4 protein-coding genes are annotated in these 2,953 nt (G+C 54.8%); 1 reads left to right on the top strand and 3 read right to left on the bottom strand.

Going from position 1 to position 2,953, the window contains the following annotated elements; translation table 11 throughout:
- The coding region (locus J3U06_RS09235; RefSeq protein ID WP_267444985.1) for a hypothetical protein at positions 1-217 on the top strand (217 nt) is incomplete at its 5' end.
- Positions 218-768: 551 nt separating this feature from the next.
- Here J3U06_RS09235 and J3U06_RS09230 read toward each other — a convergent pair.
- The 3 genes from J3U06_RS09230 to J3U06_RS09220 form a co-directional block, all read right to left on the bottom strand.
- Positions 769-1,431 carry an alpha/beta hydrolase gene (locus tag J3U06_RS09230; protein ID WP_110412869.1) on the bottom strand — a complete coding sequence of 221 codons (663 nt, stop codon included), beginning with the start codon at positions 1,429-1,431 and terminating at the stop codon, positions 769-771.
- 385 nt (positions 1,432-1,816) lie between these two features.
- Positions 1,817-2,035 (bottom strand): alpha/beta fold hydrolase, encoded by a 219-nt coding sequence (locus J3U06_RS09225; protein ID WP_045924388.1) that lies wholly within the window; start codon positions 2,033-2,035, stop codon positions 1,817-1,819.
- Positions 2,036-2,510: 475 nt separating this feature from the next.
- On the bottom strand, positions 2,511-2,953 hold a 443-nt coding region (locus tag J3U06_RS09220), incomplete at its 5' end, for an Abi family protein (RefSeq protein ID WP_267444984.1).

Here is a 2,953-nt window from a genome sequence, read left to right as displayed (position 1 = left end):
GACATCTCGGGCCAGACCCAGGGCGGTGGATTTGATTATGACCCTCTACCAGGCTCCCGCAGTTGTCCTGGGTACGCTCCTTTGTGGTTCTGCACAGAACAGGAGGATACCGGCGACCTCAACCCTGACCGTCTGCCAGGCCGAAGCCAGCCGCAAACGTCAACTGGTCCAGGTTGACTCCACGACCTACGTGATTGGATGGAGGAGGATGGCGTAGAGGATTTGCGCCCGTATTAGCGCAGGAATGCATCCGCAGAGACCATCAGCATCAAGGGAAGGCGCGGCCGCGTTGCCGGGGACTCTGAGAAAGAAGCTGATGATGGCTTACGCTCAGCTCAACGCCGACCCCGAGGATCTTCTGGCCGATCACGAACTCACAGTTGGCGAATGAAGGGAAACGTGAAGAAAGAGCGAAGCGCCGAATATATGCAAATAGGTATCAAAGGGCCTGGAACTACAAATAATTCCAAGGCCTAAGACCTTGGAATCGTTGCTATTTGGTCGGGCCGGCGGGATTTGAACCCGCGACCCCTTGTAAGATAAGCCGCTGTTCTGGTACATGCGAGCTGCCTTTAACTGCTGCTAACTATCCAAGGAATACTGCCAATTCTAGCAGATTCCAAGTATGAACTGATGCAAGCTGATACGGGTACTTATGGGTAGCGATGTGCCCGAAATGTGCCCGATTGGATTAGCCAGAAGGAAGTGTCTGATGACATTGGCACAGAAATCGTCTGACTGCATAAAATGAGATTGCTTGGAACTGATTCAGGGATGAGATGTAAGTGTGTGCCGGATAACCTTGCTGGATCGGTCAGGTTTTCCGCTTATAAAATCCCTGATGGCCTCGGACATTTTTTCAGGCACATAGTCGTGGAGATAATGAGGGGCATCGAAATACCGTATCTGTGAGTTACCTTGCTGCGCTTTGAAGGATTCTTGGATGGATCGCCACTCATCCTTGCTGAAGCCAGTGCCTTTCCCGTTGGAAACCAGTTGCAGCATCTTGATCTGTGGCAATCCAGCTTCCGCAACCTTGCGGGCGTTGGCGTTGACCGTGTTGATCTCTCGCTGGATGTCTGGATCCATGAAGTTCTTGAAGAAGAGGGTCCGGTAGACCGCCTTATCTTCAGCAGACAAATTTCCTGCTTTGATGGCGGGTGACTGGTCCGCGGTCAGTCTGGGCAGGAGACGAGGAAGTCCTGTCCGGCAAAGGGCGCCCAACAGTGCTGTGGCTGCGGCGGGAGGCACCAGGTTGCGCGTCTCATAAGCCTGTGGCGTGGCCATATCCAATCCGATGATGGCCTCCACCTCGGCAGGGTACTTCTTGGTCCAGTAAAGTGCTTCAAGCCCAGACATTGAGTGGGGGAGGAGCACATAGGGCCCAGTCACTCCGGCCCCGTGCAGCGCCGCCCTGGTCTCATCCAACATCGTGTCGATATCTCTGGGGTCCCGAGACCAGTCACTAAACCCGTACCCGGACTTCTCCACCACAATCAGACAGTATGAGTTTTGCAGTCTAGTAATGAGAGCCTTGAAATCATACAGAGGGGAAGGGGTTCCACACCCTGAAAGCAGCACCAGTTTCGGGACGCTACCATGTGTGTCCCCGAACACCGCGACACTCAGTAGTTTATGTCCCACTCTCACCAGCTGACGATATTGTGCTTCGCCCTTATCTTCCAGGGGATTCCTCGTAATTACTTGGAGCATATAGACGAGTCTACAGTAGCTGACAGCTTGTGGCAGAGCAGCAGTAAAAGCATATTGAGGAAGTGCTTTCTCGGCAAAAAAAGGATTCCGGTTCTGCGATCAGTTATTGACTTAAGTCTTGCAGCACACATCCCAGGAAGCGGTCGGGTTCCTCCCATTGGGGGAAGTGGCCGGAGCGATCGAACCAGTGCCAGCTTTTGGGGCTGTCGATTGTCTCGTACCAGTCGCGGGCGACGGCGGAGGAGACGTGGTGGTCCTGTCTGCCCTCACAGAAGGTGACCGGCACCTCGAAGTGGTGGGTGTCGGTGAAGTCCGTGTCCATCAGCTCCTGGTGAAGTGGTCGCACATCGCAGGGTTGGTGGGTTGCTTGGCAGGGGAGAGCTTTGACAAGCCGGACATGAGAACGAGCAGAGGAGCTGGATGACTGGTTGAGGTTCTGATGGAATCCTCTTTGAGATTACTATCGGTGAATCTTGCATTATTGAGACATGGCCAGCGATAACACTATGGAACCGTGCGCTGCCCAAATGGTGGTGGCCTGCGATCTAGTGGTTCGGGTATGTCCTACTTTCTGTGAAAAGCCATCTGACTTAGGTGGGCAGCAAAGCTTGTATCGGGGCCGCCGCCCCGAAACCCCGCCGAGCTGGATCAGCTCGACCATACTGCTGCCGCACTGGTTCCGGTCGCCACGCGACCGGAACCAGCTTGCCCCTCAATACGAGCCTGGAATAAGGCTATACGCCAAAACTGCCTGCCTATTCTAGTCGCAGTATTATTGGGTGAAAAGGGTGCAGGCTTCACTGCCAGATGGGCAGTGACTGCCAGTTGTCCGGGAAGCCCATGTGTTTCAGGGGGATGCCGGGGTAACGGTTCATCAGTCCCACGAAGTTGTTGCGCCAGTAGGTGATGCCTAGCTGGTTCAGCAGGTAGTGCTCCATGGTCAGGAATCCAGCCGGGCCTTTTGACTCCGGCCGGCGGAAGGGCTCCCATTGGTTGCCCCACCAAGTAGCGTCGTTGGGGTACAGCTTGGGCTTGATGGGTGTCATCTTGGGGTCGATGCAGTTCCAGAAGCGGTCGTGATGGGCGGTCTTGTTGCGGGCGATTCGAATGTTTTCCAGCCAGTCGCGCAGCAGTTTCTCGTTGCTGACGCCGGGCTTGTTGGACATGATGCCAAGCTGCAGTGCCAACTGCCGTTTGATTGAAGGATCGGCGCCCTTGTAGAAGATCTTCTTGAAATCAC

Source organism: Bifidobacterium sp. B4142, from assembly GCF_026537325.1.
Taxonomy (GTDB): Bacteria; Actinomycetota; Actinomycetes; order Actinomycetales; family Bifidobacteriaceae; genus Bombiscardovia.
This window is presented reverse-complemented; position numbering and strand designations above follow the sequence as displayed.

Coding starts and splice junctions, on each gene's coding strand:
- J3U06_RS09230 (WP_110412869.1), bottom strand. CDS start 1,431: ATGTTGGATGAGACCAGGGCGGCGCTGCACGGGGCCGGAGTGACTGGG.
- J3U06_RS09225 (WP_045924388.1), bottom strand. CDS start 2,035: ATGGACACGGACTTCACCGACACCCACCACTTCGAGGTGCCGGTCACC.